This window comes from Pseudomonas sp. ok272, from assembly GCF_900109995.1.
GTDB lineage: Bacteria > Pseudomonadota > Gammaproteobacteria > Pseudomonadales > Pseudomonadaceae > Aquipseudomonas.
Map to the genome: position 1 here is coordinate 327945 of NZ_FOCB01000001.1, position 21324 is coordinate 349268.

The following is a 21324-nucleotide window of genomic DNA, read 5'->3' on the forward strand; positions in this document are numbered from 1 at the left end:
GGAGTTCCCCGTACATGAGCAACATGAACCACGAGCGTGTCCTCAGTGTTCATCACTGGAACGACACTCTGTTCAGCTTCAAGTGCACCCGTGATCCGGGCCTGCGCTTCGAGAACGGCCAGTTCGTGATGATCGGCCTGCAGCAACCCAATGGCCGGCCGCTTATGCGCGCTTACTCGATTGCCAGCCCCAACTGGGAAGAGCATCTGGAGTTCTTCAGCATCAAGGTGCCCGACGGCCCGCTGACGTCTCAGTTGCAGCACCTGAAGGAAGGCGACGAGATCATCATCAGCAAGAAGCCGACAGGCACTCTGGTGCTGGACGATCTGAAGCCGGGTAAGCATTTGTACCTGCTCAGCACTGGTACCGGCCTGGCGCCGTTCATGAGCGTGATTCAGGACCCGGAAACCTACGAGCGTTTCGAGAAAGTGATCCTGTGCCACGGCGTACGTTACGTCAACGAAGTCGCCTACCGCGAGTTCATCACCGAGCACCTGCCGCAGAACGAGTTCTTCGGCGAGGCCCTGCGTGAGAAGTTGATCTACTACCCAACCGTGACCCGCGAGCCGTTCGAGAACGAAGGTCGCCTGACCGACTTGATGCGCAGTGGCAAGTTGTTCACTGACATCGGCCTGCCACCGATCAACCCGCAGGACGACCGCGCCATGTTGTGCGGCAGTCCAAGCATGTTGGACGAGACCAGTGAAGTGCTCAACAGCTTCGGCCTGAAAGTCTCGCCGCGCATGCGTGAGCCGGGTGATTACCTGATCGAGCGAGCGTTCGTCGAGAAGTAAGCCGAACACCCTGCCGATACCCTGTAGGGCCCTGTGGGAGCGAGCCTGCTCGCGAAAACGGACTGCTATTCAACATCATCGTTGAGTGTGCAGCCGTCTTCGCGAGCGGGCTCGCTCCCACCGTTGTTTTCGGCGTTCAACGCTTGGCGGGAATGACTTCCAGCACGCGGATCGATTCCGGTGTCGGGTAGTGCCAGCGCACATCCACATCCCAGAACTGCGCGCCATATTCGCGCTCGGGCGTAGGCGTTTGGTAGGCCGGACGTGGGTCTTGCGCCAGGCACTGCTCGATCAGCTCGATGAGGGGCTCTTCGAGGCGCTGAGCGTGGGTATGGGCCTGTTGCAGGGCGATGTCCGTCCACTGCACGGCAATCAGCGGTGGCGCAGCGCTGGCGATCTGATTGGTGGCTTGTGGGATGATATCGGCGTAGGGCACGTACGGCTTGATGTCGAGCACCGGCGTGCCGTCCAGCAGGTCGATGCCGGAGATCCACAGGCGGCCGGCGTCGACCTTGTCCAGCTTGACCACCGACTGGCCGATGCCGTTGGGCCGGTGGGTGGCCCGGGTGGCGAACACCCCCATGGACTTGTTGCCCCCCAGGCGCGGCGGGCGGACCTTGAGCCGTGGCGTGTCTTCCAGGGCCTGGTGGAACAGGAACAGCAGCCAGATATGGCTGACCTGTTCCAGGCCTTGTACCGCCTCACCCTGATCGAACGGCGCGACCAGTTCCAGCACCCCGCGGGCGGCCGGGGCCAATTGCGGTTGGCGCGGGATGGCGAACTTCTCCTTGAAGCAGGAGCGTACGAACCCGACCGGGGAAACGCTGTAGCTCATGGCCTTAGCCGCGAACCCGCAGGGTCAGGCCCTTGAGGAAGTTGCGCAGCAACTGATCGCCGCACGGACGGTAGTTGGTGTGGCCGAACTTGCGGAACAGCGCGCTCAGCTCAGGCTTGGACACCGGGAACTCGGCCGCCTTGAGGATCGCGTGCATGTCGTCTTCCTTGAGTTCGAAGGCCACGCGCAGTTTCTTCAGGATGATGTTGTTGGTCACGGGCAGCTCGACCGGCTGCGGTGGACGGTTTTCGTCCTTGCCGCGCTTGAAGATCACCAGGCCATCTAGGAAGTGCGCCATGACCGTGTCCGGGCAGCGCACGAAGCCTTCTTCGTCTTCTTCCTTTTTATCGAGGTAGGTCAGCAGGACTTCCTTGGACAGCTCTTCGCCGCCGCCGAGCTTGATGATCTCGATGACTTTGTTGTCGCTGAGGTCGAGCATGTAGCGCACGCTGCGCAGTACGTCGTTATGAATCATGTGTGCAGTCCTGATGGGGGCGTTGCCGGTGCCGGCGACGCCTGAATGTGGGGGGAGGGCGGCCTTAGAACTTCTCTTTGGCGGACAAGTAGCGCCATTGGCCCACCGGTACCTTGCCAATGGACACGCCGCCGATACGAATACGACGGACGGCGATGACCTTGAGACCGACCGCCTGGCACAGCAGGGCAATGATTCCCGGTTGCGGGTTCTTCATCGCGAAGCGCAGGCGGTTTTCGTTCTGCCAACTGGCCTTGACCGCCGGCAGTTCCTTGCCCTTGTAGGTCAGGCCGTGGTTCAGGCGGTTGAGGCCGTGGGCAACCATGTCGCCTTCGACTTCGACCACGTATTCCTGTTCGATCTTGCTGGCGTCGGCGGTGAGCTTGCGCAGGATCTTCCAGTCCTGGGTGAACACCAATAGGCCACTGGCGTTGGCTTGCAGGTCGGCGCTGGCGGTCAGGCGCAGGAAGTGGCCCTTGAGCGGGCGCTTGCTGAAGCGATGTTCTTCGCTCAGGGTCTCGGGGCCGATCAGTTGTTGCGCGGCCTCGACGTCGATGCCGGCTGGGGCATGCAGCAAGATGGTCACCGGCTCCGGCACGGTGGCCTTGGCTTCGGGGTCCAGTTCGACTTTTTGCGTGTCGACCTTGAACTGCGGCTCATCGATGACTTCGCCGTCCACGGTAACCCAGCCGCCTTCAATGAACAGCTCAGCCTCTCGACGGGAACAGCCGACGAGTTCGATGAGGCGTTTGGAGAGACGAATCGGGTCAGTCATGACAGGGGCCGTAACAAAAGGGGGCAGGCATTGTACCTGCCTCGCGCCGGTTAATCCCGAGTCCATTTGGACCGTGTGGCTTTTAGCCGCGCTGGACCTGCGGTTCGGGCTGTTTAAAACGCATATGCAGCAACGGATAGGGCTGGCCCATGCCGTCGACCTCCGAGCGACCGATCACCTCAAAGCCCAGCTTGAAGTAAAAGCCCAAGGCTTGCGGGTTTTGCTCGTTGACGTCCAGTTCGTCGGCATTGAGGTGCGCCAGGGCGTAGTGCAGCAATTGTTTGCCCAGGCCCTCGCCGCGATGCCCGGGGGCGATGAACAACATCTCCACCTTGCCCGCCGCCACGCCGGCGAACCCGGTGATGCGCTGGTTGCGATCACGGGTACAGATCAGCATCACGGCGTCCAGGTACCGGGTCAGGACCAGGTTCCTCAGTAGCTCGATGTAGCTGTCGGGCAGAAAATCGTGGGTAGCGCGTACGGACGCTTCCCAGACCTGAGCCAGTTCCTGGTAGTCGCTGAGTTTCGGTGTGTGGATGACCGAATGATGGCGCATGCTCGCCGGCTCCTTGTCATATGAAGTGACAAACGAAACTCTAGCTGTAAAAAAGCCCCGCATCCTTTCAGGAGAGCGGGGCTCGGTGTTTTTTTTACGTTAGATCTGTTCGGCCCACAGGTCGTACTCGTCGGCGTCGGTCACTTTGCACCAGACCTTGTCGCCCGGCTTGAGGTTGCTGCCGTTGTCGATGAACACGTTGCCGTCGATTTCCGGGGCATCGAAGAAGCAGCGGCCAACCGCGCCTTGCTCGTCGACTTCGTCCACCAGGACTTCGATTTCACGGCCGATGCGCAGTTGCAGGCGTGCCGAGCTGATGGCCTGCTGGTGGGCCATGAAGCGGTCCCAGCGGTCTTGCTTGACGTCGTCCGGGACGATCGCCGCGTCCAGCAGGTTGGCCGGTGCGCCTTCGACGGGCGAGTACTGGAAGCAGCCGACGCGATCCAGCTGGGCTTCGGTCAGCCAGTTCAGCAGGTACTGGAAGTCTTCCTCGGTTTCGCCGGGGAAGCCGACGATGAAGGTCGAGCGGATGATCAGGTCCGGGCAGATTTCACGCCAGTTCTTGATCCGCGCCAGGGTCTTGTCTTCGAAGGCTGGGCGTTTCATGGCCTTGAGGACTTTAGGGCTGGCGTGCTGGAACGGGATGTCCAGGTACGGCAGGATCTTGCCGGCGGCCATCAGCGGGATCAGCTCGTCGACGTGTGGGTACGGGTAGACATAATGCAGGCGGACCCAGACGCCCAGGGTGCTGAGGGCTTCGCACAGTTCGGTCATGCGGGTCTTCACCGGCGCGCCGTTCCAGAAACCGGTGCGGTACTTGACGTCAACGCCGTAGGCGCTGGTGTCCTGGGAGATCACCAGCAACTCTTTCACGCCGGATTTGACCAGGCGCTGGGCCTCGTCGAGCACATCGCCGACCGGACGGCTGACCAGCTTGCCGCGCATCGAAGGGATGATGCAGAAGCTGCAGCTGTGGTTGCAGCCTTCGGAAATCTTCAGGTAGGCGTAGTGGCGCGGGGTCAGCTTGATGCCTTGTGGCGGTACGAGGTCGATCAGCGGGTTGTGGTCCTGGCGCGGCGGCACGACGGCGTGCACGGCGTTGACCACCTGCTCGTACTGCTGCGGGCCGGTGACGGCCAGTACGCTGGGGTGTACGTTGCGGATGGTGCCTTCTTCCACACCCATGCAGCCGGTCACGATGACCTTGCCGTTTTCCTTGATCGCTTCGCCAATGACTTCCAGGGATTCGGCCTTCGCCGAGTCGATGAAGCCGCAGGTGTTGACGACGACCACGTCAGCGTCCTGGTAGGTCGACACGACGTCATAACCTTCCATGCGCAGTTGGGTCAGGATGCGCTCGGAGTCGACCAGTGCTTTGGGGCAACCCAGGGATACGAATCCAACTTTTGGATTGGCTGGCGCAGGAGTGGTGGACATGTCTAACCTCGGTGTTTGGTGACGCCTCAAGCCACAAATGGCAAGGCGACTGACGGGCGCTTGAATGGCGCCTCTGATCAAAAAGTGCGCAATTCTAGCGATGGCCGACGCACTTGACCAGCTTTATGCAGGGAAATACGACCAGTGCTGCGCTATGCTTCGCGCCGTTACACCCAGGCGTAGGGTTGTAGTCAATAAATCGTCTGTATCAATAAGTAAAACGGCGCATGCTGCGAGGCAGTTCGCGCGGGTTTGCAGAGCTTAGGCGCTTGATCAGTGTCGTGCTGTTTATATAAAGCCCCCGACTTGGTGGCAGGAGTGGTTGATGGGTCAGGCAAGTAGTCAGGCGGTGGGCTCGGAGGGTTCGGCGGCCAAGCCGATTGGGATGTTGGTCGCGGCGGTCGGCGTGGTGTACGGCGATATCGGTACCAGCCCGCTGTACACCCTCAAGGAAGTGTTCTCCGGTGGGTATGGCGTACCGGTCAATCATGACGGTGTGCTGGGGATTCTGGCGCTGATCTTCTGGTCACTGATCTGGGTGGTGTCGATCAAGTACATGATGTTTGTCCTGCGCGCCGACAACCAGGGGGAGGGCGGGATCATGGCCTTGACCGCGCTGGCCCGGCGGGCTTCTGCCGGACACGCCCGGTTGCGCACGCTGTTGGTGGTGTGCGGGCTGATCGGTGCCGCGCTGTTTTATGGTGACAGCATGATTACCCCGGCGATTTCCGTGCTCTCGGCGATTGAAGGCTTGGGATTGGCGTTCGATGGCATCGACCATTGGGTGGTGCCGTTGTCCCTGGTGGTGCTGGTCGCGCTGTTCCTGATTCAGCGCCATGGCACCGCGCGCATTGGCATTTTGTTTGGGCCGATCATGGTTACCTGGTTCCTGGTGCTGGGTGCGCTGGGGGTCTACGGCATCCTTCAGCACCCGGAAGTGTTGCAGGCGTTGAACCCCATGTGGGGCGTGCGTTTCTTCATGGTGCACCCGGGCATGGGCGTGACGATCCTCGGCGCCGTGGTCCTGGCACTGACCGGTGCCGAAGCCTTGTATGCCGACATGGGGCACTTCGGGCGCAAGCCGATTGCCCGTGCGTGGTTCATCCTGGTGTTGCCGGCGCTGGTGCTGAACTACTTCGGCCAGGGCGCCTTGCTGTTGGGCGACCCGGCCGCGGCCCGCAACCCGTTTTACCTGCTGGCGCCGAGTTGGGCGCTGATCCCGTTGGTCGGGTTGTCGACCCTGGCCACGGTGATTGCCTCGCAAGCGGTGATTTCCGGGGCGTTCTCCCTGACTCGCCAGGCCATTCAGCTCGGCTACATTCCACGCATGCACATCCAGCACACCTCCAGCGCCGAACAGGGCCAGATCTACATCGGTGCGGTGAACTGGGCGCTGATGGTCGGCGTGATCCTGCTGGTGCTCGGCTTCGAGTCCTCGGGTGCGCTGGCCTCGGCCTATGGCGTGGCGGTGACGGGCACGATGTTGATGACCACCATCCTGGTGTCGGCGGTCATGCTGTTGCTGTGGAAATGGCCGCCGATCCTGGCGGTCCCGGTGCTGCTTGGCTTCCTGCTGGTCGATGGCCTGTACTTCGCCGCCAACGTACCGAAAATCCTCCAGGGCGGGGCGTTCCCGGTGATCGCCGGCCTGGCGCTGTTTGTGTTGATGACCACCTGGAAGCGCGGCAAGCAATTGCTGGTCGAGCGCATCGATGAAGGGGGGTTGCCACTGCCGATCTTCATCAGCAGCATCGCGGTGCAACCGCCGCATCGGGTGCAGGGGACTGCAGTGTTCCTGACCGCGCGCCCGGACGCCGTGCCCCATGCGCTGTTGCACAACCTGCTGCACAACCAGGTGCTGCACGAGCAAGTGGTGCTGTTGACAGTGGTCTACGAAGACATCCCGCGCGTATCGCCTGAGCGCCGCTTCGAAGTCGACTCCTACGGCGAGGGCTTCTTCAGGGTGATCCTGCACTTCGGCTTTACCGACGAGCCGGACGTGCCGCAAGCACTGAAGCTGTGCCATCTGGATGAGCTGGACTTCAGCCCGATGCGCACCACCTACTTCCTCAGCCGCGAGACGGTCATCGCCTCCAAGCTCGAAGGCATGGCACGCTGGCGCGAGGCGTTGTTCGCCTTCATGCTCAAGAACGCCAACGGCAACCTGCGCTTCTTCAACCTGCCGGTGAACCGGGTGATCGAGTTGGGCACCCAGGTCGAGATGTAAGCCGTGCTGGAATGAAAAAGCCCCCGCAGCCTTGAGGTTGCGGGGGCTTTTTGTTGGGCCGCTCAGATCACTCGCCAGCGACCTTGGCGGCTGCCTGGCGCTTGACGATGATGTCGACCAGGCGCTGGGCCAGGGCCGGGTAGTTCTCGTCGAAGTGATGGCCGCCAGGTAGCTTCATGACTTCGCCGACCACGGTCTTGTCGGTGCATCCGCTTTCATTGAACTCTTCTGCACCGTAGATGCACACCACTTTGTTGGCCGGCAGTTTGGCCATTTCCGGGCCGGTGGCGGCTTCCTTGCCGGCGTTGCCGAGCCAGCCGTCGACTTCGATCTCGAAGCTGCCGGTGCGGGCGAAGGCCAGCAGGATGATTGCGTCTACGCGCTGCTGTTCGCTTTCCGGCAGGCGGTTGTAGATGGCCGGCAGGACGTCGGCGCCGAACGAGTAACCGGTGAGGATGAAGCGCTTGGTGCCCCACTTCTGGCGGTAGTGCTGCATCAGTTCGGCCAGGTCGGTTGCGCTTTGCTCGGGACTTTTGTGCTGCCAGTAGTAGCGCAGGGTGTCGATGCCCACGACGGGGTAGCCGATCTTGGCCATTTCGCCGGCCACGTCACGGTCCAGGTCGCGCCAGCCGCCGTCGCCGGAGAGGAACAGGGTGACGGTGTCCTTGGCCTGTCCGGCGGGCACTTCGACCACCGGGATGTTCAGGCCACCATTGCCCTGGTCGGCGCCGATGAGGATCTTGCGCAGCTCGTTGTTCAGGACCTGCGGCAGGTTGATGTCGTAGTCGCTGATGCTGGTTTGGGCATTCGGTTGGTCACGGACAAATCCGGCGCTGGTGTCGTCTGGGCCGTCGTTCCAGGCCGCCAGCCAATGGCCGTGGGCCGCGCTTTTGGGCAGCAGGTCGGTGCAGCTGGATTTCTCCAGGGCCAGGTCAACCGAGACCGCCACGGACTTGTCGTTCTTCTGCTCGGCCAGCCAGCGCCAGGCCAGGACCGCGCCAGGGCCGATACCGCCGACCACGGTGGCCGGGCCTTGCAACTGGCCGAGCGCGGCTTGCAGGGCACGTCGTTGCAGCAGGCAATCCTTGGGCAGGATCACTTGGACGATCTGTGCGGCGCCACCTCGGCTGAGGGTCATCAGTTGGCTATCGCTGAGTTTCTGCTCGTCGTTCACCGCCACCACGACCTGGGCCCGCGGCTTGATGCCTGGGATGACGCGGGTCATCGGCGCGCCGTCGGCCGGCGTCAGTCGTTCGAGGGTGGGCTCTGGTGCCGGGCGGTTCCAGTACCAGTACCCGCCGCCAAGGATTACAGCCAGGACCACCAGGATGGCCAATACATACCGCCAGGCGCGTTGAATCATTAGCGTTTCACCAATCCAGTCAAGCCGCCCGCAATCAGGGCGGCGGTATCGGCCAGGGCCACTAACGGATCGAGTCCGGCAGGCACGGCCATGTAACGAGGTTCCCAGTCAGGCTGGAACTTGTCTTTGAAGCGACGCAGGCCCTGGAAGTTGTAGAGCTGCTCGCCACGACGGAACACCATTGAGCCCAGGCGCTGGGTCAGTGGTGCGCCACGACGCGGTTGCAGGCCCGACAGCGGCACCATGCCCAGGCTGAAACGTGCATAGCCATGATTTTTATAATGCTGGATCAGGCCGACCATCATGAACTCCATGGTCAGCTTCGGGGCGTCTGGGTGCGCACGCATCAGGTCGAGGCTGGCCAGGTCGTGGCTGTAGGTCTCGAGCAGGTTGGCGAACGCGACCGGGCGTCCTTCAAAATGAATGATCGCGATGCGAAAGTGCTTCAAGTAATCGTCACTGAAGCGGCCGAGGGAGAAGCCTTTCTCGCGCACGTTCTTGCCCGTGAGCCAGGCATCTGAGATCACTTTCAGCTGGTCCATCGGCGCCTGGCCCGGTTCGAAGATCTCCAGGGACAGGCCATCGCGCGAGCCGCGGTTCCAGGTGTAGCGCAGGTCCTTCATCTCTTTGCCCTTGGCCTCGAGATCAAAGCGCAGCAGGTCGACCCGGGCTTCTTCGCCCAGCTTGATCGCCGTCAGGCCGATGTCCATGTAGTACGGCAGGTTCTCCGCGCGCACCTGGTAGAACACCGGGCGGGCATGGTGCAGGTCGCACAGGTCGCGGAACTGCCAGATCATCTCGGCGCGTTGCTGGGGCGGCCCGATGGGGTCGTACAGGGCCACGAGGCTGCGGCCACGGCGCGCATACATCAGGAAGGCGTCGTCGTTGGGGTGGAACAGCAGCGCTTTGTCACCGGTCAGGGCCAGGCCTCCGTCGGGTTGGGCGGAGGCCATCAGGATCTTCTGTGCCTTGGCGAGCTCTTCCGCATCGGGCAGGTGGATCACTGGGCGCGCGGTGCGCAGCAGCCAGGTCAGCGACACGATCACCAGCAATACCGCGGCGCCCAGCAGCGAGCGCAAGCCACGAGGGGCGTCGGAATCGAGGGTGAACTGCCACCATAGTTGGTGGCTATAGGGCACGTCCTGGTAGGCGAACAACAACAGCCAGATCGAGGCGGCCAGCACGCAAACGCTGGCGACCAGGTACAGCGGCGAAAACGGTACCTCGGTCAGGCGGCTGGGGCGGTAGAACGAACGCCGGAACACGGCCAGCAGGCTGGCCGTCAGGATCAGCAGGCAGGCCTCTTCCCAGTCGAAGCCTTTGAGCAGCGAGAGCAGGGCGCCGGCGATCAGCAAGATGGTGGTCAGCATCCACGCTGCCGACAGCCGACGGCGCAAGCCTTGGGCCAGCAGCAGGCAGAGCACGCCGATCAGGCTGGCGCCAAAGTGCGAGGCGTCGATCAGGCGATGGGGGATCAGAAAGCCGATATGCTCCAGGCGGCTGTCGATTTCTGGTGTGGCGCCGGAAAACAACAGGACCACCCCGGACAGGAACACCAGCACCGACAGCACCGGGGCCGCCAGGCCCGACGCTGCGCGCAGGGATTGGCGCGTCTGGAACAGCCGTTGTCCTTCGTTGATCAGCAGCAGCAGGCACGCCACCAGCATCGGTAGGATCACGTAGATCAGGCGATACAGCAGCAGGGCGGCAGCCAGGGGCGCGGCACCGAGCTTGTCGGCGAAGGCCGCGAGCAAGATCGCTTCGAAGACCCCGACGCCCCCCGGCACGTGACTGAGCACGCCCGCCGCCAGGGCCAGCAGGTACACCAGCAGGAACGCACCGAACGGTGGCGCTTCGGGTAGCAGCAGGTAAAGGACGGTCGCGGCGGCGGCCACATCCAATGCGGTGATCAGCAGTTGCAGCAGGGTCAGGCGGCGACCCGGCAGGCGCAGGGTGCGGCGACCGACGCGCACCAGCAGGTTGTCCGCGTAAGGCTGCTCGGGCAGGCGACGGCGGTAAATGCCAATGGCCAGCACGGCGAACAACAGCAGCACGGCCGTGGCAATCGAGCCGAGTATCAGTGGCGACACATGCAGGGCGTTCGAGGCGGCCGACAGGTTGCTCAGCGTGGCCAGGGCCGCCAGCGGTGGCAGCGCACAACCCAGCGACAGGCTGGCGAACAGCGTCATGTGAGCGACGTCCGAAGCCCCCAGGCCATGGCGTGCGTACAACCGATAGCGCACCGAGCCGCCCGACAATAAAGACAGGCCAATCGCGTTGCCAATGGCGAAGGCGGTGAAGCCGCCCAGGATCATGGTGCGCGGTGGCAGGCTCACGCCGGCATAGCGGGTAGCCGACCATTCATAGCCCAGCAGGAAGATGAAGCCGACGATGGTCGCCCCCACGGCACCGAGCAGGGCGGGCTTGGGCACTTCCAGGATTGAGTCGTGCAGGGCGTAGAGGTCGAGTTCGCTCAATAGATGGCGACAGGCGATCAGCGCGATGGCAAATAACAGCAACGTCACCGCCAGGCCGATGGGCTGTCGATATTTGCTGATCAGGTCCAGCCAGTGCAGGCGGGTGGCTGCAATCGGTTGGGTGCCTGTGGCAGTGTCTTGGGAGTCAGACGAGTTGGCGCGCATCAATCACCTCTTGGATTGTGCGCGACAGGATGGATGCATCGAGCCAAGTTACCAATCCCTGTAGAAAGAAATAGTTACAAATGTTGACGCGGATCATCGCGCATTGGGAGACGCGCGCATTGAAACCTTAAGGGGCGTGACTGCGATTGAGCATAGCCTGAACTGATGGACTTTGGCATTGCGCAAAAGGTTCGCTGCAGATTGCCACATCATTGTTGCGAAAGGACTTTTCGACAGATACAAAAAAGGCCACTCTTTCGAGTAGCCTTTTTTGATGTTTGGTTGCGGGAGCCGGATTTGAACCGACGACCTTCGGGTTATGAGCCCGACGAGCTACCAGACTGCTCCATCCCGCGTCTGTGTGGCGGCATTCTACAGGCGAATGCCAGGGTGTCAACCGTTAATGCTCAGAAGGGTCAAATAAACCGGTATGGGCGCTAAACGGTCGTCCATGGAGACTTAAGTATCGCAAACGTAACGAGAAATCGTCGTGACCAGGATTGCCGGTCAAGAGGGTGGGGATGAAAAACCCCCACGCACAAAAAAGGCCACTCTTTCGAGTAGCCTTTTTTGATGTTTGGTTGCGGGAGCCGGATTTGAACCGACGACCTTCGGGTTATGAGCCCGACGAGCTACCAGACTGCTCCATCCCGCGTCTGTGTGTCGGCATTCTACAGAGGAACGCTGGGCTGTCAACCATCGATTGAGAAAAATCTCTTCCTGTTCAATCGCTTAGCATTCGTGTGGGGAGTGCTAGATGGGCCTGAGGCCTTGTTGTACAAGGGTTGTAGCTCTATTAGAGGGTTCAATTCGATTAACAAAATAAATCCAGCGAGGGGTCCATGCCGCCCGTGCAGAAGATTTAAAGCACTGGTGCTATATACAGGTGTCGGTGAGATACTGGCGCCCCGGCCCGTCATGACCATTTTTCCCACACTCAATGTCGCCCTCTATATGACCCAGCGCAAAATCATCCACGTCGACTGCGACTGCTTTTATGCCGCCATCGAGATGCGTGACGATCCGACTCTCGCCAGCAAGCCGCTGGCCGTAGGTGGCTCGGCGGATCGGCGCGGGGTGATTGCGACCTGTAACTATGAAGCCCGGGCTTATGGGGTGCGTTCGGCGATGTCGTCGCGGCATGCGCTGAAACTGTGCCCGGACCTGGTGATCGTCAAGCCGCGAATGGAGGCCTATCGGGAAGCCTCCAAGGAAATCCAGGCGATCTTTCGCGACTACACCGACCTGATCGAGCCGCTCTCGCTGGACGAGGCCTACCTTGATGTTTCCCAGAGTACTCATTTTGCCGGCAGCGCCACGCGCATTGCCCAGGATATTCGGCGGCGGGTGTCCAATCAGTTGCACATCACGGTCTCGGCGGGAGTGGCGCCGAACAAGTTCCTGGCGAAAATCGCCAGTGACTGGAAGAAGCCCAACGGCCTGTTTGTGATTACCCCGGATCAGGTTGAGGACTTTGTCTCGCAGTTGTCGGTGAGCAAGTTGCATGGCGTAGGCAAAGTCACCGCCGACAAGCTGGGCAGACTGGGGATCGTCGATTGCCTGCAGCTGCGTGAGTGGAACAAGTTGGCGCTGGTGCGCGAGTTCGGCAGTTTTGGCGAGCGGCTGTGGGGTTTGGCCCGTGGGATTGATGATCGGCAGGTGCACAACGACAGTCGGCGGCAATCGATAAGTGTCGAAAATACCTACGACACCGATCTACCGGATCTGGTCAGTTGCCTGGATAAGTTGCCGGAGCTACTGGCGACCTTGAACGGGCGTGTGGCGCGGATCGACAGCAGTTACCGGCCGGGCAAGCCGTTTGTGAAGGTCAAGTTCCATGATTTTACCCAGACGACGTTGGAGCAATCCGGGGCAGGGCGGGACCTGGGCAGTTATCAGTTGTTGCTGACGCAGGCGTTCAATCGAGGTGGCAAGCCGGTACGGCTGCTGGGGATTGGTGTGCGGTTGCAGGATCTGCGGGGCGGGTTTGAGCAGTTGGATCTGTTTGCTCGCTAACGACCGGGTGCGCCGCCGTGGGAGCGAGCCTGCTCGCAAAGGCAATCGCTCAGTCAATATTGATATTGAGTGTGACGGCGCTATCGCGAGCAGTCTCGCTCCCACAGATTTGAGGTTTCAGTGGGGTTGGAGGCCGCCCACGGAGGCACTCAGCGACTAGTTGGCGCCCGGATCAGCCACCAGGCGCCCGGCATCCTTGGTCAGTGACTTGAGGAATTCGGTCTGCAACTCGGGATCGTTGCGGGTCAGTTCGATCAGGCTTTGTTCCAGTTCGCTTGCTTCTTCTTCCAGGCCCAGCTCCGACAGGCGTTTGACGCGGTGTACCCACTGGCTCACTTCGTCATCTTCCAAGTCGTCGTAGATCAGTTCGTGGGCTTCCAGCAGTTTGTTGCGCAGGTTGCCGCTGATGGCCAGGGACGAGTCGATATGCACGTCGTCCTGGGCGTCTTCAACGGTAATGTGCAGCGTGTTGATGGCGCGCAGGTCGGTTTCGGAGAACGGGCTGTCGAGTAGGTTCAAGCGCAGCACGCCGTTGCGGTCGGTCGTGAGCTCGAAGGTTTGCTTGCCGGCCTTGACCTGAACCGGGCGCTCGCTCCAGGGCAGGCTCGAATACTCCGTGCGCTTGTCGCGCTGGACTTCATCGATGGCTGCCAGGTTCTGTTGGGCGCGACCGTTGGACTGCACGTTCATGAACGGGTTGAGCCCGGCGAAGCCGTAGCTGATCCAGTCCCGGGTGACGCTGTCCGGCAGGTTGCCCAGGGCAAACACGTTGACCACGTTGGCGCCGACACCGGCCACCACGGCCACCGCACCGAGCGGGATCTCGTAGATCTTGCGCCACGGTTGGTAGGGCGTGTAGCGATCGTAACGCCGGGTGACTTCGAACTCAGTGACCTCGAAGGTCTTTTGCTCGTGAATCCGTACCCGGCGTTGCGGCAGCTCAAGCACCTTAGGCTCGCCGACATCGATCTGCAGGCTGTGATCGAGCAATTTGCGCTCGACACGTTCCTCGTGCTCGCTGCGTTGTGACATCTGGTTGGCGCAGCCGCTGAGCAACAGGGTGCCGCACAGGGCGGCACCACCGAGGTTTAAGGTGTTTCGCTTGAACATGACTTCTCTATCTGGTGTCAGCGGCGGATACGGGCCTGAAGGAAAGACAATACGTCAGCGACCGGCAGCGCTTGCGGCTCGGCCTCGGTACGGCTCTTGTACTCCAGGTTGCCTTCGGCCAGGCCGCGGTCGCTGACCACGATCCGGTGAGGAATCCCGATCAGTTCCATGTCCGCGAACTTGATGCCCGGGCTGGTTTTCTTGTCGCGATCATCCAGCAGCACTTCGAAGCCGGCAGCGGTCAGCTCTGCGTACAGTTTGTCGGTCGCTTCGCGAACCAGTTCGGTTTCATAGCGCAATGGCACCAGGGCAACCTGGAAGGGGGCGAGGGTGTCGCTCCAGATGATGCCTTTGGCGTCGTTGTTCTGCTCGATGGCGGCCGCCACTACGCGGGAAACGCCAATGCCGTAGCAGCCCATTTCCAGGGTGGCCGGCTTGCCGTTCTCGCCCAGCACTTCGCACTTCATCGCCTTGCTGTACTTGTTGCCCAGCTGGAAGATGTGCCCGACTTCGATGCCGCGCTTGATCTCCAGCGTGCCCTTGCCGTCCGGGCTTGGGTCGCCGGCGACCACGTTGCGCAGGTCGGCCACGGTTGGCACCGGCAGGTCGCGTTCCCAGTTGACGCCGAAGTAGTGTTTGTCGTCGATGTTGGCACCGACACCAAAGTCGCTCATCAGCTCGACCGAGCGGTCGATGATGATCGGCAGCGGCAGGTTCAGTGGGCCGAGGGAGCCGGCGCCGGCGCCGATGGCGTCACGCAGTTCGACATCACTGGCCATGACCAGTGGGCTGGCCACACCTGGTTGTTGGGCGGCCTTGATTTCGTTGAGTTCGTGGTCGCCGCGGATGATCAGTGCGATCAGCTTGCCTTCTTCCTCGGCATGCACGATCAGCGTCTTGACGGTCTTTTCAATCGGCAGATTGAATTTTTCCACCAGCGCGGCAATGGTCTTGGTCTCTGGTGTATCGACCAGGCGCAAGGCTTCGCTTGGCGCAGGACGGGCGGTTTCCCGTGGCACTGCCTCGGCTTTCTCGATGTTTGCCGCGTAGTCGGAGCCGTTGCTGAAGGCGATGTCGTCCTCGCCCGACTCGGCCAGTACGTGGAATTCGTGGGAGCCGGCGCCGCCGATCGAGCCGTTGTCGGCTTCTACCGGACGGAACTTCAGGCCCAGGCGCGTGAACACGTTGCAGTAGGCCTGGTGCATGCGGTCGTAGGTGACCTGCAGCGAAGGCAGGTCCGCATGGAACGAGTAGGCGTCCTTCATGATGAATTCGCGACCGCGCATCAAGCCGAAGCGTGGGCGGATCTCGTCACGGAATTTGGTCTGGATCTGGAACAGGTTGATAGGCAGTTGCTTGTAGCTGCTCAACTCGTTGCGCATCAGGTCGGTGATGACTTCTTCGTGGGTTGGGCCCGCGCAGAAGTCACGGCCGTGACGGTCCTTGAAGCGCAGCAATTCAGGGCCGTACTCTTCCCAGCGACCGGACTCCTGCCACAGTTCGGCGGGCTGGGTGCTCGGCATCAACACTTCGAGAGAGCCGGCGGCGTTCATTTCTTCGCGAACGATGGCCTCAACCTTGCGCATTACCCGCAGGCCCATGGGCAGCCAGGTGTACAGGCCCGAGGCGAGTTTGCGGATCATGCCGGCACGCAGCATCAGCTGGTGGCTGATGACGACCGCATCGGAAGGCGTTTCTTTCTGTGTGGCGAGCAAAAATTGACTGGTGCGCATGGTAGGCCGTTGTCGGTTGCTGATGACGAGAAATGACGGGGCATTGTACGGGCGAGATCCGCTGACGTACAGGAGTGCGGCCGGCGGTGTCGCCCGGATGCGAGGAAAGCCCCGCGCCGCAGGGGGTTGTTACGATTCTTCGACGACGCTGTTCTTGTGTGCCGGTTCCGGCGTGGGCGTCGGGCCTTCGCGGTGGCTTTCCTGATACCAGTGCAGGGCGATCAGTAGCAGCGTGGGCACGCCAAGCAGGGCAGTGATGATGAAAAAGTCGTGGTAGCCGAATTTTTCCACCATGACCCCGGAGTAACCGCCGATCAGGCGCGGCAACAGCAGCATGATCGAGCTGAGCAGGGCGTATTGGGTGGCGGAAAACTTCAGGTTGGTCAGGCTCGACAGGTAGGCGACGAACGCCGAGGTGGCCATGCCGGAGCTGAAGTTGTCCAGGGAGATGGTGACAACCAGCATGTCCAGGTTGGCGCCCATGTCCGCCAGCATCACAAACAACAGGTTGGTGGCGGCCGATGCGATGCCACCGATCAGCAGGATGGGCAGGATGCCGAAGCGCACGATCAACAGGCCGCCCATGCCGGCGCCGACCAGGGTCATGATCAGGCCAAAGATCTTGCTGACCCCGGCGATCTGATCCTTGGTGAAGCCCAGGTCGATGTAGAACACGTTAGCCATCACGCCCATCACCGTATCGGACATGCGATAGGTGGCAATCAGCCCCAGCAGCAGGAGCGCCTGCCAGCGGTAGCGCACGACGAAGTCGTTGACGGGGGTCAGCACCGGCGCCAGGCCGCGCCGACCCATGGTCGACAGGCACATGGCGGTGAGGGTGATGTAGAGAATGGCGCGCAGGAAGGCGCGGTCTTCGAGCAGCAAGTCCAGCAGGCTGGCATCACCGAACAGCACGCTGGCAAAGTCGGTGTTGTAGAGTTGGGTGAACATCGCCGGTACCGAGACCAGCAACACAATCAGCACGAACACCGACGCCAGTTGGTGGACGAAGCTGTAGCGCCCGGCCTGGAGTTGGGTACGCAGCGGCACGGGCGGTTCGCGCATGAACAGGCTGGTCAGCAGCGCCGGCACCATCAGCAGGCCGAACAGCACGTAAGTGCCGGTCCAGGCCGAATGCTTGTAGTTGAAGCCGGTGGAGCCGAAACCTTCGGCAAAGAACAGTGCGCCGGCGGTCGCCAGCAGTGCGGCAACCCGATAGCCGGACATGTAGCTGGCGGCGAGTGCGGCCTGGCGGGTGTCGTCGGCGATTTCCAGGCGATAGGCATCGACGGCGATATCCTGGGTGGCCGAGGCGAAGGCCACCACGACGGCAATTGCAATCAGCCAGGACAGGTGCTGTTGCGGGTCGCAGAAACCCATGCCGATCAGGCCGAGGATCACCAGTAGCTGCGACAGGACCAGCCAGGAACGTCGTCGCCCCAGTTTGCCGAGCAGCGGCAGGCGCCATTGGTCGAGCAGTGGCGACCACACCCATTTGAAGGCATAGGCCAGCCCGATCAGGCTGGCGTAGCCAATGGTTTCACGGGCCACACCCGCTTCGCGCAGCCAGACGGAAAGCGTCGAGAACACCAGCATGTAGGGCAGGCCGGCGGCGAAACCGAGCAGCAACAGCACGAGCGTCGAGGGGCTGGCATAAGCGGCGAGCGCGGCGCGCCAGGTTTTACGGGGCATGGGCTGGAGTCTGCCTCAAAATTGCGAAAACAAAGCGCGCACTCTAACCGCTGTGCTCCATCGGGCGCCAGCCATGGCGCCGAATATCAACACGATTGTTCAGGATACTGATGCCCTCCACGCGTAACCGTGCGCGCTGCTCGTCCCCCGATGGCGTTCCCGCTGCCAGGCTGATCCGTCCTCCGGCGCCGAGTACGCGGTGCCAGGGCAGCTTGCTGTCAGTGGGCAGTTGGCTCAGGGTACGTCCGACCCAGCGTGCGGCGCGCCCCAGGCCGGCCAGTTCGGCGAGTTGCCCGTAGCTGACGACCTTACCCGACGGGACTTGGGCTAGGGTCAGGTAGAGTGCCGTTCGGCGGATTTGTGCCGGGTCCTGGGGTTCGTTCTCGCGGTCACTCACGGGCGGGTATCCTGAAGGGAGGGCCGTCTGGCGTTTGTAGGGTATATCGCCAACGATTGAATGATAAATGAACTCGATACAATTGCCCCGGTCAGTCCTGGTTCGGCATTCCTTTCGGGGATAATGCCGCCTTTTTTCGTAATCCCGAGTCTTGCCCTTGCTTATGTTTCCCAGAACCCTGTTATGCCTCGCCCTCTCCAGTGTTTGCCTGCCGGCCATGGCCGATACCGTATGGCTGAACAATGGTGATCGCCTGAGTGGCAAGATCAAGCTGTTCGACGGTGGCAAGTTGCTGATCCAGACCGAATACGCCGGGGCCGTTGCGATTGACTGGACGCAGGTCAAGACCCTGGAAAGCGACCAGGAGCTGCTGGTCAAGCAGGATGCCTATGTCGGCGAAAAGGCCAAGTCGCTGCAGGCTGCCGGCGTCGGCACAGTCGTTCTGGCTAATGGCGATGCACCCAAGGCGGTGGAGCTGGCCAGTATCCAGCAGATCCTCAAGCCCAGGCCGGTGGTTGAGGATCTGGTGTGGAGGGGCAATGTCGATGTTGCCCTGGACTATGAGCGAGCGGAAAAGGATACGGACGACTACGACCTCGATTTCAAAACCTCTGCCCGCCATGGCAAATGGCGGCATACCGCGGAAGGGGAGTACAACCGCGAGTTCCAGGATGGCGATGTGACCTCGGACAATTGGCGCGCTCAGTACTCCCTCGATCGCTTCATTACTGAGCAATGGTTCTGGCAAGGGCGTTTGAACTACAGGCGCGACAAGGTGGAAGAGCTTTCCCGTCAGCGCACGGTGGGCAGCGGTCCGGGTTATCAGTTCTGGGATGATGAACTGGGCGCGTTTTCCCTGGGCTCTCTGCTAAACCGTACCGACTATGAGTATGAGGATGGCGGCAAGGACAACTTCTACTCATTGGCGATGAAGTGGGACTACAACCGCTATCTGATCGGCAAGTCCGTGGAGTTCTTCACCAGTGGCGAGGTGGGTAAGCCATTGTCCGACGTCGCGGACTTTGCCCTCGATGCCGAAATGGGCTTGCGTTACAGGGTCACGGACTGGGCGTCGCTCAATCTCAAGGCCGAGCGCGACATCATCACCGGCTCCCAGAATGCCGACTTCAGCAAGACTCGCTACACCGCTGGGTTTGGCGTGACCTGGTAGAAAACACACAGGCACAAAAAAGCCCCGCTTTTGAGGGCGGGGCTTTTTACTAAATCAGGACAAGTTAGATAACTTGAACTTCTTCAGCTTGCATGCCTTTCTGACCGCGGGTAGCGATGAAAGAAACCTGTTGGCCTTCTTTCAGGCTTTTGAAGCCGTCGGATTGGATAGCTTTGAAGTGAACGAACAGGTCGTCACCGGATTGTGGGGTGATGAAGCCGAAGCCTTTTTCATCGTTGAACCACTTAACGGTACCGGTTTGGCGATTAGACATGGTGTAACTCCTTGAACAAAGATAACTGCGACTCAGGAAGAACCCTGGCCGAGACTGAGTGCAAAGAGCAGGAAAAATTCTTGTAGATGGTTGGATCGAAATTCAACATATCGTGTAGAGATTCTCAGTGACACAAGCAGCACAGTGGCGCCACCTTAACCCTTTTTCCGGAACGTGCCAATGGTATTTGCCAAGGTTTCTCTGTTTTCGTGACTGACGGTGTCCTTGCACGGGGTAAGGCTTCTGTTATTGCGGGGGCCGGCGATTAATACGTCCCGGACTTTGAACCCGACGGCGCGCCCCGGTAAGATGCCGGACAGATTTTCTCCACCTCGCTATTCAGGACACCCGCCATGAGCATCAAATCGGACAAGTGGATTCGCCGCATGGCGCAAGAACACGGCATGATCGAGCCCTTCGTAGAGCGCCAGATGCGTGGCGAAGGCACCGAACGGCTGATTTCCTTCGGTGTGTCGAGCTACGGCTATGACGTGCGTTGCGCCGATGAATTCAAGGTGTTCACCAACATCAACTCCGCGACCGTCGATCCGAAAAACTTCGATGAGAAGAGCTTCGTCGACGTCAAGAGCGATGTTTGCATCATTCCACCCAACTCCTTTGCCCTGGCGCGCACCGTGGAATTCTTCCGCATTCCGCGTAACGTGCTGACGATTTGCCTGGGCAAGAGCACCTACGCCCGTTGCGGCATCATCGTCAACGTCACGCCGCTGGAGCCGGAATGGGAAGGCCACGTGACCCTGGAGTTTTCGAACACCACCACGCTGCCGGCCAAGATCTACGCCAACGAAGGCGTGGCGCAGATGCTGTTCTTCGAGTCGGATGAAGAGTGTGAAGTGTCTTACAAAGACCGTGGCGGCAAATACCAGGGGCAACGTGGCGTGACCCTGCCGCGTACCTGAGTCAGCCGTCCGGCGAGCCGTTTGAATTCTTGAGCGAGCGTACACTCTATGGAGTGTACGGCTCCGATCCGCGCAAGGCGGGTCGGGCGAGCGCTCAAGGAGTCCCTGATGAAGATCGATCCGCGAATCACCGCTGAACTGGCAAGGCTTGCGCCCAATCAGGTGGGGATGTTGGCCTGGTCCTTGTTGGCGTATCCGTCTGTCGCCCAGGCTGGCGGGATCCCCGGTCAACCCGACCCCGACACCCCGAACGAACAACCCTCCGAGCCCGGCGAGCCGACCTTGCCCGATGAGCCGCCCCCAGCGCCCATGGCCTGATGTTCATCAGGGTCGCGACAGCCTTGGCCCACTGATCTGTCACGCCAGGCAATAACTGTGTTTGCCTTTGAAACCTTTGGCGGACCCCAGCGTGTTTTTATCGCGGGGAGGCTTGTGTTGCGCGTGTTTCAACGCCAGCGACGAGCGGTAATCCATCAAGGTGAAAAAGGAATTTCAAATGAATACAGATCAAAAAGGCCATTTCAGTGCCGACTTGAACACGGCCAATGGCCGAGAGAGCTTTCGCATGACCAACGGTCTTAGTTACGACGTACGCCAGGGCGTGCATTGCATCGAGGCTATCAACGGTTCAGGTGAGGGTTTTTACGTGTACCTGCCTGCACACATCGAGAGCGGTACCTATGCGCTGGAAGTCGGCCTGCCGTCGGTTATCCATGTGATGCCAGCCAGCGAAGCAGAGCTTTACCCCGTGGGCACGTTGACGTTGACGGTCGGCGGGGCTGCGCGGTTCGCCGGCACCTTCAGCGGTGTCGATGCCAATGGCATCGTGATCGAAAACGGCAGCTTCAGACTTGAGGGTGATGCATAAACCGGAACGCGGTTGAGTGGGCGCCGGGATGACCCGCGC

Annotated in this window: 19 protein-coding genes and 2 tRNA genes; 7 read left to right on the plus strand and 14 right to left on the minus strand. The window is 61.0% G+C overall.

Annotation, left to right across the window (positions count from 1 at the left end; translation table 11 throughout):
* Positions 1 to 14 precede the first annotated feature (14 nt).
* Positions 15 to 794, plus strand: coding sequence for a ferredoxin-NADP reductase (fpr, locus tag BMW74_RS01520; RefSeq protein ID WP_093412551.1), 780 nt, complete (start codon positions 15 to 17; stop codon positions 792 to 794).
* 136 nt (positions 795 to 930) lie between these two features.
* Here the strand turns inward: fpr and tsaA are convergent, their stop codons facing one another.
* From tsaA to rimO, 5 genes are all read right to left on the minus strand, one after another.
* Positions 931 to 1629 carry a tRNA (N6-threonylcarbamoyladenosine(37)-N6)-methyltransferase TrmO gene (tsaA, locus tag BMW74_RS01525; protein ID WP_093412554.1) on the minus strand — a complete coding sequence of 233 codons (699 nt, stop codon included), beginning with the start codon at positions 1627 to 1629 and terminating at the stop codon, positions 931 to 933.
* Between the two features lie 4 nt (positions 1630 to 1633).
* Positions 1634 to 2104 carry a YehS family protein gene (locus BMW74_RS01530; RefSeq protein ID WP_093412557.1) on the minus strand — a complete coding sequence of 157 codons (471 nt, stop codon included), beginning with the start codon at positions 2102 to 2104 and terminating at the stop codon, positions 1634 to 1636.
* A 64-nt stretch (positions 2105 to 2168) separates the two neighbouring features.
* The gene (locus tag BMW74_RS01535) at positions 2169 to 2879 is read right to left on the minus strand and encodes an rRNA pseudouridine synthase (protein WP_093412560.1); all 711 of its coding nucleotides are present in this window, start codon (positions 2877 to 2879) and stop codon (positions 2169 to 2171) included.
* An 82-nt stretch (positions 2880 to 2961) separates the two neighbouring features.
* The gene (locus BMW74_RS01540) at positions 2962 to 3435 is read right to left on the minus strand and encodes a GNAT family N-acetyltransferase (RefSeq protein ID WP_093412563.1); all 474 of its coding nucleotides are present in this window, start codon (positions 3433 to 3435) and stop codon (positions 2962 to 2964) included.
* Positions 3436 to 3534: 99 nt separating this feature from the next.
* Entirely contained in the window at positions 3535 to 4872 is a 1338-nt protein-coding gene (gene rimO, locus BMW74_RS01545; RefSeq protein WP_093412566.1) for a 30S ribosomal protein S12 methylthiotransferase RimO, read from the minus strand.
* Between the two features lie 325 nt (positions 4873 to 5197).
* Between rimO and BMW74_RS01555 the strand changes: the two genes are divergently transcribed.
* Positions 5198 to 7099 carry a potassium transporter Kup gene (locus BMW74_RS01555; RefSeq protein ID WP_093412569.1) on the plus strand — a complete coding sequence of 634 codons (1902 nt, stop codon included), beginning with the start codon at positions 5198 to 5200 and terminating at the stop codon, positions 7097 to 7099.
* 67 nt (positions 7100 to 7166) lie between these two features.
* On the opposite strand, the gene BMW74_RS01560 is transcribed toward BMW74_RS01555, so the two are convergent.
* The 4 genes from BMW74_RS01560 to BMW74_RS01575 all read right to left on the minus strand — a co-directional run bounded on the left by BMW74_RS01560 (position 7167) and on the right by BMW74_RS01575 (position 11759).
* Entirely contained in the window at positions 7167 to 8462 is a 1296-nt protein-coding gene (locus BMW74_RS01560; protein ID WP_093412572.1) for a virulence factor family protein, read from the minus strand.
* Positions 8462 to 11104, minus strand: a complete 2643-nt coding sequence (gene mprF, locus BMW74_RS01565) for a bifunctional lysylphosphatidylglycerol flippase/synthetase MprF (RefSeq protein ID WP_093412575.1) — start codon at positions 11102 to 11104, stop codon at positions 8462 to 8464. The genes BMW74_RS01560 and mprF overlap by 1 nt, the downstream gene beginning before the upstream one ends.
* 279 nt (positions 11105 to 11383) lie before the next feature.
* Positions 11384 to 11460 (minus strand) — tRNA-Met (locus tag BMW74_RS01570).
* A gap of 222 nt (positions 11461 to 11682) precedes the next feature.
* Positions 11683 to 11759 (minus strand) — tRNA-Met (locus tag BMW74_RS01575).
* A gap of 299 nt (positions 11760 to 12058) precedes the next feature.
* Between BMW74_RS01575 and dinB the strand changes: the two genes are divergently transcribed.
* A complete protein-coding gene (gene dinB / locus BMW74_RS01580) occupies positions 12059 to 13120 on the plus strand; it encodes a DNA polymerase IV (RefSeq protein WP_093413414.1) in 1062 nt (353 codons plus the stop codon).
* A 156-nt stretch (positions 13121 to 13276) separates the two neighbouring features.
* Here dinB and BMW74_RS01585 read toward each other — a convergent pair whose 3' ends face one another.
* The 4 genes from BMW74_RS01585 to BMW74_RS01600 all read right to left on the minus strand — a co-directional run bounded on the left by BMW74_RS01585 (position 13277) and on the right by BMW74_RS01600 (position 18052).
* The gene (locus tag BMW74_RS01585) at positions 13277 to 14230 is read right to left on the minus strand and encodes a hypothetical protein (protein WP_093412579.1); all 954 of its coding nucleotides are present in this window, start codon (positions 14228 to 14230) and stop codon (positions 13277 to 13279) included.
* A 17-nt stretch (positions 14231 to 14247) separates the two neighbouring features.
* The gene (locus BMW74_RS01590) at positions 14248 to 15963 is read right to left on the minus strand and encodes a proline--tRNA ligase (protein ID WP_093412582.1); all 1716 of its coding nucleotides are present in this window, start codon (positions 15961 to 15963) and stop codon (positions 14248 to 14250) included.
* Between the two features lie 129 nt (positions 15964 to 16092).
* Positions 16093 to 17655, minus strand: a complete 1563-nt coding sequence (locus BMW74_RS01595) for an AmpG family muropeptide MFS transporter (protein WP_093412586.1) — start codon at positions 17653 to 17655, stop codon at positions 16093 to 16095.
* A 43-nt stretch (positions 17656 to 17698) separates the two neighbouring features.
* On the minus strand, positions 17699 to 18052 hold the full coding sequence (locus tag BMW74_RS01600) for an MGMT family protein (protein WP_093412589.1): 354 nt from the start codon (positions 18050 to 18052) through the stop codon (positions 17699 to 17701).
* A 163-nt stretch (positions 18053 to 18215) separates the two neighbouring features.
* On the opposite strand from BMW74_RS01600, the gene BMW74_RS01605 reads away from it, so the two are divergent.
* A complete protein-coding gene (locus BMW74_RS01605) occupies positions 18216 to 19223 on the plus strand; it encodes a DUF481 domain-containing protein (RefSeq protein ID WP_093412592.1) in 1008 nt (335 codons plus the stop codon).
* 64 nt (positions 19224 to 19287) lie between these two features.
* Here the strand turns inward: BMW74_RS01605 and BMW74_RS01610 are convergent, their stop codons facing one another.
* On the minus strand, positions 19288 to 19497 hold the full coding sequence (locus BMW74_RS01610; RefSeq protein ID WP_002554837.1) for a cold-shock protein: 210 nt from the start codon (positions 19495 to 19497) through the stop codon (positions 19288 to 19290).
* 353 nt (positions 19498 to 19850) lie between these two features.
* Here BMW74_RS01610 and dcd point away from each other — a divergent pair, with 353 nt between their 5' ends.
* From dcd to BMW74_RS01625, 3 genes are all read left to right on the plus strand, one after another.
* Complete coding sequence (gene dcd / locus BMW74_RS01615) at positions 19851 to 20417, plus strand: dCTP deaminase (protein ID WP_093412595.1); 567 nt, start codon at positions 19851 to 19853, stop codon at positions 20415 to 20417.
* A 108-nt stretch (positions 20418 to 20525) separates the two neighbouring features.
* On the plus strand, positions 20526 to 20735 hold the full coding sequence (locus BMW74_RS01620; RefSeq protein WP_093412598.1) for a hypothetical protein: 210 nt from the start codon (positions 20526 to 20528) through the stop codon (positions 20733 to 20735).
* A 178-nt stretch (positions 20736 to 20913) separates the two neighbouring features.
* Positions 20914 to 21285 (plus strand): hypothetical protein, encoded by a 372-nt coding sequence (locus BMW74_RS01625; RefSeq protein ID WP_093412600.1) that lies wholly within the window; start codon positions 20914 to 20916, stop codon positions 21283 to 21285.
* The last annotated feature ends 39 nt before the right edge of the window (positions 21286 to 21324 follow it).

Excerpts from the sequence above, each read along its gene's own strand:
- fpr (WP_093412551.1), top strand. The coding sequence starts at position 15 with ATGAGCAACATGAACCACGAGCGTGTCCTCAGTGTTCATCACTGGAAC.
- tsaA (WP_093412554.1), bottom strand. The coding sequence starts at position 1,629 with ATGAGCTACAGCGTTTCCCCGGTCGGGTTCGTACGCTCCTGCTTCAAG.
- BMW74_RS01530 (WP_093412557.1), bottom strand. The coding sequence starts at position 2,104 with ATGATTCATAACGACGTACTGCGCAGCGTGCGCTACATGCTCGACCTC.
- BMW74_RS01535 (WP_093412560.1), bottom strand. The coding sequence starts at position 2,879 with ATGACTGACCCGATTCGTCTCTCCAAACGCCTCATCGAACTCGTCGGC.
- BMW74_RS01540 (WP_093412563.1), bottom strand. The coding sequence starts at position 3,435 with ATGCGCCATCATTCGGTCATCCACACACCGAAACTCAGCGACTACCAG.
- rimO (WP_093412566.1), bottom strand. The coding sequence starts at position 4,872 with ATGTCCACCACTCCTGCGCCAGCCAATCCAAAAGTTGGATTCGTATCC.
- BMW74_RS01555 (WP_093412569.1), top strand. The coding sequence starts at position 5,198 with ATGGGTCAGGCAAGTAGTCAGGCGGTGGGCTCGGAGGGTTCGGCGGCC.
- BMW74_RS01560 (WP_093412572.1), bottom strand. The coding sequence starts at position 8,462 with ATGATTCAACGCGCCTGGCGGTATGTATTGGCCATCCTGGTGGTCCTG.
- mprF (WP_093412575.1), bottom strand. The coding sequence starts at position 11,104 with ATGCGCGCCAACTCGTCTGACTCCCAAGACACTGCCACAGGCACCCAA.
- dinB (WP_093413414.1), top strand. The coding sequence starts at position 12,059 with ATGACCCAGCGCAAAATCATCCACGTCGACTGCGACTGCTTTTATGCC.
- BMW74_RS01585 (WP_093412579.1), bottom strand. The coding sequence starts at position 14,230 with ATGTTCAAGCGAAACACCTTAAACCTCGGTGGTGCCGCCCTGTGCGGC.
- BMW74_RS01590 (WP_093412582.1), bottom strand. The coding sequence starts at position 15,963 with ATGCGCACCAGTCAATTTTTGCTCGCCACACAGAAAGAAACGCCTTCC.
- BMW74_RS01595 (WP_093412586.1), bottom strand. The coding sequence starts at position 17,655 with ATGCCCCGTAAAACCTGGCGCGCCGCGCTCGCCGCTTATGCCAGCCCC.
- BMW74_RS01605 (WP_093412592.1), top strand. The coding sequence starts at position 18,216 with ATGTTTCCCAGAACCCTGTTATGCCTCGCCCTCTCCAGTGTTTGCCTG.
- BMW74_RS01610 (WP_002554837.1), bottom strand. The coding sequence starts at position 19,497 with ATGTCTAATCGCCAAACCGGTACCGTTAAGTGGTTCAACGATGAAAAA.
- dcd (WP_093412595.1), top strand. The coding sequence starts at position 19,851 with ATGAGCATCAAATCGGACAAGTGGATTCGCCGCATGGCGCAAGAACAC.
- BMW74_RS01620 (WP_093412598.1), top strand. The coding sequence starts at position 20,526 with ATGAAGATCGATCCGCGAATCACCGCTGAACTGGCAAGGCTTGCGCCC.
- BMW74_RS01625 (WP_093412600.1), top strand. The coding sequence starts at position 20,914 with ATGAATACAGATCAAAAAGGCCATTTCAGTGCCGACTTGAACACGGCC.